Source organism: Rhizorhabdus sp. (assembly GCF_018006725.1).
GTDB lineage: Bacteria > Pseudomonadota > Alphaproteobacteria > Sphingomonadales > Sphingomonadaceae > Rhizorhabdus.
In genome coordinates, this window is record NZ_JAGMXV010000304.1 from 1 (window position 1) to 4,857 (window position 4,857).

Below are 4,857 nucleotides of genomic sequence, written 5' to 3' on the forward strand. Positions count from 1 at the left end.
GAAGAGCGATCCGGCGCACGGCACCGGGTTCGGAGCGCAGCGCCGCGAGGCGCGTCTCGACCGAGGCCGCGTCCTCGGTAATCTCGATGCGATTCAGCCCGATCAGCGTCCAGACCTTGTGTTCGGGGTGCTCCGCGGTGTGGACCGCGTAGGCGAGCGGCAGCTTGTCGGGGTAAAGCCAGAGGAGAAGCACCGGCACGGCGGAAAGGTTGGGCCTGCCCTCGACATCAGTGACCGACAGCAGGTTGGTCACGGGATCATAGCGGCAGTCGATCCCGAGCGGCACGGGGTGGCCGATGATCCCGAGCAGCGCCTCGCGCGCGTTTGCGCCGAAGGTCGCGTCCAGTTCCGGCCCCGGTTTGGCATCCGGGTCGGTTTCAAGCTGTGCCAGGAAGATGAGCACGGCGAACAGCCGGGCAGCATCGTCGCGCGTGCAGGGAATATCGAGGGCGAGGTGGATTGCGGACATGGGAGTTCCTTCGCGGGAAGCGCACAGCCGCCCCAGACTGGCGCTGCCCAGCGCAGCTGCGTCGGGGACCGGAACGGCAGGGCAATGCTCAGAGTGAGAGGTGGCGTTCGACGTGCGCACGCTCGCGCGGACGCTGGAAATTGTAGACGGGAACGCCGTGGGCAGCGGCGATGCGGATTGCCTGACCGGTCCCGCCCGAGGCTTCGCCATCGGCGGTCCAGCACAGGACGAAGTCGGCGGGCGCATTGAGCTCAGGCCCCAGCACCTGGAACACGTTCCGGGTGTGCAAGGCCTGGATGAAAGGATCGAGTCCGGCGAAAGCGGGGTGCGCCGCGGCAGCAATGGCCCGTGCGCGCTGCCACAGCTCCGGCGGCAATGCGTCCGGGTGGAACTGGCTCGCCGAGCCCCGCCAGCCCGGCGCAGGCAGGAAGATCTGCTTGTCCTCCCCCGCCCCGCGTTCAAACGCGCTGTCGGCGCCGATTGCATGGCCGGAGCGCAGGAGGTAGCCGCGTTTGAGCAGGGCGAAGGCAGCGCGCGTCATCAGCGCGAGCACTTCGGGCGGGGTGCGGCGTGCACCGATTCCGGTGTAAAAGCGGGGCATGGCAGGTCTCCTTGTTCGCCTGCCCGCCGTGTTCCCCCTACCCTCCCGTCGGCATCGCCGGGGTAACGCCCGCCCCGCGTGCGGCCAGCATGGGGCCGTAGGTAGCTTCAAGATTGCGGTGGAGGACCGCGTTTGCGGGCGGAAAGATGCTGCCGTCGTCGCGCGGCCGCGTGATCTGGAACGCGCCAGCGATCACCTCGGCAAAAGGGCGCACGCATGGAAATCCCGAACCTGCGTAAGTGACCGGCGGCGGGAACCCCGCGCTGATCCAGCTTGACGGCACGTCCAGCCCATTGAGCCAGCGCCGGGCGCTGGGCGGCAGTACCGCCACCAGCGAGACGATCCACAGCGTCCGGTACGTCCCGAAATCATGAGCGTTGGCGATCGCCGCGAATTCCAGCGGTTCAGGCGGCGGGCCGTTGACCGCGATCACCGCTGCCTGAAAGGCGCGCAGCTCATGTCTGTTGACGCGCTCGAAATCGGGGGTTCGGCCGAGCTGGGCGCAGGGCTCGTTCGCTGGCCCTGCCCCGAGTTCGAGGAGCCTGTGGCGGGTCACGCAGCAGCCTCCCCTGCCCCATCGGGATACCAGGCGAGTTCCACCGCGTAAGGGTTATCGACATCGTAGGCGGCGATACGGGCCGAGGTGATCCAGGTCTCCGGATCGCGCAGCGCAACATAGCCGCCGTAGAAACGGCCATCGCGGCTGACGAACTGGGCGTGGATGTCCTCGGCTACCGCTTCGGAGACGAAGAAGCCGGCCGCGCCGCGGATATGGGCCGGGGGAAGAACACCCAGCATTTCGTCATGGAAGACCTCGGTCACCCGCGAGAGCGGGAACTGCGCGAGCGTGCGGCCGCGTTCATCAGACGGCGACGCTGCAGAATCGGGATCGGTCATGGGAGCCTCATTCGTAACGGGGTGGGGCTTGCGGGAAGCGGGGCGGAGCCATGTGTTCGAACAGGCAGGCGCGGTAGCGGCCGCCGACGTAGAGCACGGAATCAAGGCGGCAATGGCCGCGCTGGACCAGGTCGAGCAGCCGATTGGCGCGCACCGCGAGCCGCGCTGCAGCAGCTTCGGTAAGGCAGACCCGGTGTAGGCGGACGAGTTCGCCGGTGTCGAACCACCATCCACCTTCCTCCGGCCCGCCGTAAGCGCGATCGACCGCGTAAAAGGCGACGACGTATTTCATGGTAGAGCGCCCTCCCGGGGCGGTTCGGCGCGTGAGATAATGACGAGCGGCGGGACGGTGATCTCGGCCTTGGCCATCGCCCGTTTGAGGTCACGCAGCCGGGTGAAGCCCCTGATCCAGGACGGCGGGAAGAGGACATATTCGTCTTCGCTCGCCGTGTAGTCGCGCATGGGCCCCGTGCCGTCGAACACGACAATCTCGGGGAGATAGGCCCCGGGACAGCCGCCCGACCAGCGCCGGAAGATCAACCCGTGCTCGATGCAGAACGCGTCGACCTCCGTGACCTGCCCACCGTTGAGTTCGGTGCCGTAGAGCTCGAGCGACTCGCCCTCGGTTACCGCCGCCGGACCGAACGGCTCGCCGTCCCATTCGGTGCGCAGATCGTATTCCTCGGCGCAGGCTGCGAGGTCGGCCAGAAGGTCGCGGCGCAGCGCGCCGCCGATGGTGATGTGAACGGGGGCTCTGTCGCCCATGGTACGTGTCCTTTCGCAATAGGTTGATCCGACCGCGATCGCCCCTCTCCCCTCACCAGCCTCTTGCGCGAGCAAGGGCGTCCGGCGCGTTCAGGCTGGCAGCAGCGGCACAAGGTTGGGGTCGAGCGAAAACCCGAGGCAGCGCGCCAGCTCGGCCGCGTGCTCGAAGTCGGCAGTCGTCACATGAAGCAACCGGGCGATGTCGGCCAGCGTCTCGCTTTCGCGGGGCGGCGCTACGCTGTGAAGCTTTCCTGCTTCTGCGGTCACCGCGAAGGGCCAGGTCATGGCGACGGCAATCACGCGCTCGGGCAGCACGATCAGGGTATCGCCAGTTTTGATGCTCTCGTCGCATTGCGACGCGTCATAGGCATTGCCGGTAGTCGCAAAGGCATGGTGCCGCCGCGTGTCGAAGGCGAAGCGTTCGCTATCTGTGAACATGAAGTGTCTCCGTTGCCGCCCAGGCAAAAGAAGAGGCGGAACGCCGGGCGGGGGGATGGCCGGCGTTCCGCCTCAGGCCGCAAGTGGGGCGAGCCTGCGGCCATTGCGTGGGAACGGGGACCCGCGATTGGGTCCCCGTTCGGTCGGAGGTGCGGGATGGACTCAGGCGTCGACGAGCGGCGGCAGCGCGCCTTCGTGTTCGGCGCCGTCCTTGGCATTGGCGCGGCCGCGCTTGCCCGGCGGCGTAGCGGTGCTGTCGCCGAGGCCATCGCCGTTATGCCCGTCACTGGCCTCACCGGCATCGGCTGCCTCGCCGCCGGTGAACATGTCGCCATCGCCGTATTCGCTCGAACCCAGCTGGCTGTTGCGGCGGCGCGGACGCTGCCAGGCGATGGCCATCGTGCCGTCCTCGCGCGGGAAGGCGGCGATATAGAGCGGCTGCGACATCGACGGATCGTCGATCTTGCCCTGGTAGAAGATCTCGCCGGTCGAGTTCGAGGCGAGTTCGAACAGAGCGCCGACGGCAACCCAGCGGCGCTGATCGTTGAGCGCGACGATTTCGTACTTGGGCGCGCGGGCGTTGCTGGAGCTGACCGGCCGCAGGCCGATGGTGCGCGTCATCGTCAACGTTTCGACAGTGCCGATCAGCTGGCCGCTGGCGTTCTTCTTGATTTCACCGATGTTCATGGACGTTCTCCTGGTAGGACTGAATGTTGGATTGAATGCGACCGAACCCCTTGTCCGATCACTCATTCCCCCCCCCCCCCTTCCCTCCCGGCCGTCAGGCCGAGCTGCGGGCCTTGCCCGCAGTCCTTCTCTGGAGCCCTCCATCGGGGACATTCGTCAGCGTGTTTCAGGCGGGCAGACATGCAGGCAACGCGAGCCATTCGGGCTGGTCGCCCGCAATTGGCAGATCGGTGCTCAGCGCCTGGTTCTCGGTGAAGACGTCGGCAGTATCGAGCGTTCCAAACCCGTCTTTACTGTTCCAGAACAGCAGACCCTCTTCGGGATCACGCGTGGCGATGACCAGTTTGGGGGCGAAGTGGACTGTATCGTGGACCTTGCTGGTCTCGATCCAGTGGATGCCGGCGGCATCGATCATAAACCCGCCGCCGCCGAAGGCATCCGGCTGATGACGATCGCTGTCGTAAGACCAGGTCGCCGCTACCGGGAGCGACTGCGTGATCGTGCGGTGCAGCAGGGCGGCAACCGCGTCAGGCTCGAACTGGTCGGCGGTGGCGAACACCCGGACCGATCCGTCATCCTGCTCATCGAAGGCAAAGTCGGTGCCAAAGGTCGGGAAGTCGCAGTCGGGGAAGATGGCGAGGAACCCCGATATCACTTCCTCGCCGGTAGGCGGGAAGATCATCCGAAACGCCTCAGACAAGCCAAGCCAGCGCTGGATGATGGTTTCAGCGTCGGGTTGATCTTCGACGAATTGCGCCAGCGCGACGGCCTCGCGCAGCAGGCCGCATTCGTCGGCGGTGATATGCAAGACAAAGCAGGAGTGCGTGTAGCAGTTGGACATGGGTGGTGATCCCTTGTTGGATGGAACCGGGCGAACGAGATCGGTGCCCGGGAGCGGACAGCGCCGGTGGGCGGCGTGCGGTTCAGCCAGGGGCTGAACGGGAGCGCCCGAGGAGTTCTTCGAGCAGCTTGCTTGCCGGTCGGTCCGGATTGTGGGGAC

9 protein-coding genes are annotated in these 4,857 nt (G+C 66.5%); all 9 read right to left on the reverse strand.

The window, feature by feature from the left end:
* The coding region (locus tag KAY22_RS24565; protein WP_296625764.1) for a hypothetical protein at positions 1–469 on the reverse strand (469 nt) is incomplete at its 3' end.
* 88 nt (positions 470–557) lie between these two features.
* Positions 558–1,070, reverse strand: a complete 513-nt coding sequence (locus KAY22_RS24570) for a hypothetical protein (RefSeq protein WP_292949319.1) — start codon at positions 1,068–1,070, stop codon at positions 558–560.
* A gap of 37 nt (positions 1,071–1,107) precedes the next feature.
* Positions 1,108–1,626, reverse strand: coding sequence for a hypothetical protein (locus KAY22_RS24575; protein ID WP_066213449.1), 519 nt, complete (start codon positions 1,624–1,626; stop codon positions 1,108–1,110).
* The gene (locus tag KAY22_RS24580) at positions 1,623–1,967 is read right to left on the reverse strand and encodes a hypothetical protein (RefSeq protein ID WP_066213452.1); all 345 of its coding nucleotides are present in this window, start codon (positions 1,965–1,967) and stop codon (positions 1,623–1,625) included. Before KAY22_RS24580 ends, KAY22_RS24575 begins: the two co-directional genes overlap by 4 nt.
* A 7-nt stretch (positions 1,968–1,974) precedes the next feature.
* Positions 1,975–2,259, reverse strand: coding sequence for a hypothetical protein (locus KAY22_RS24585; RefSeq protein ID WP_082739420.1), 285 nt, complete (start codon positions 2,257–2,259; stop codon positions 1,975–1,977).
* Positions 2,256–2,732, reverse strand: a complete 477-nt coding sequence (locus KAY22_RS24590) for a hypothetical protein (protein ID WP_066213455.1) — start codon at positions 2,730–2,732, stop codon at positions 2,256–2,258. Before KAY22_RS24590 ends, KAY22_RS24585 begins: the two co-directional genes overlap by 4 nt.
* A 90-nt stretch (positions 2,733–2,822) precedes the next feature.
* Positions 2,823–3,170, reverse strand: a complete 348-nt coding sequence (locus tag KAY22_RS24595; protein ID WP_066213458.1) for a hypothetical protein — start codon at positions 3,168–3,170, stop codon at positions 2,823–2,825.
* A gap of 162 nt (positions 3,171–3,332) precedes the next feature.
* The gene (locus tag KAY22_RS24600) at positions 3,333–3,857 is read right to left on the reverse strand and encodes a DUF736 domain-containing protein (RefSeq protein ID WP_066213464.1); all 525 of its coding nucleotides are present in this window, start codon (positions 3,855–3,857) and stop codon (positions 3,333–3,335) included.
* Positions 3,858–4,023: 166 nt separating this feature from the next.
* Positions 4,024–4,698 (reverse strand): hypothetical protein, encoded by a 675-nt coding sequence (locus KAY22_RS24605; protein WP_156445383.1) that lies wholly within the window; start codon positions 4,696–4,698, stop codon positions 4,024–4,026.
* Positions 4,699–4,857: the final 159 nt, after the last annotated feature.

What these genes read in the sequence shown, in the direction of transcription:
- KAY22_RS24570 (WP_292949319.1), bottom strand. Translation starts at nt 1,070, where the DNA reads ATGCCCCGCTTTTACACCGGAATCGGTGCACGCCGCACCCCGCCCGAA.
- KAY22_RS24580 (WP_066213452.1), bottom strand. Translation starts at nt 1,967, where the DNA reads ATGACCGATCCCGATTCTGCAGCGTCGCCGTCTGATGAACGCGGCCGC.
- KAY22_RS24585 (WP_082739420.1), bottom strand. Translation starts at nt 2,259, where the DNA reads ATGAAATACGTCGTCGCCTTTTACGCGGTCGATCGCGCTTACGGCGGG.
- KAY22_RS24590 (WP_066213455.1), bottom strand. Translation starts at nt 2,732, where the DNA reads ATGGGCGACAGAGCCCCCGTTCACATCACCATCGGCGGCGCGCTGCGC.
- KAY22_RS24595 (WP_066213458.1), bottom strand. Translation starts at nt 3,170, where the DNA reads ATGTTCACAGATAGCGAACGCTTCGCCTTCGACACGCGGCGGCACCAT.
- KAY22_RS24600 (WP_066213464.1), bottom strand. Translation starts at nt 3,857, where the DNA reads ATGAACATCGGTGAAATCAAGAAGAACGCCAGCGGCCAGCTGATCGGC.
- KAY22_RS24605 (WP_156445383.1), bottom strand. Translation starts at nt 4,698, where the DNA reads ATGTCCAACTGCTACACGCACTCCTGCTTTGTCTTGCATATCACCGCC.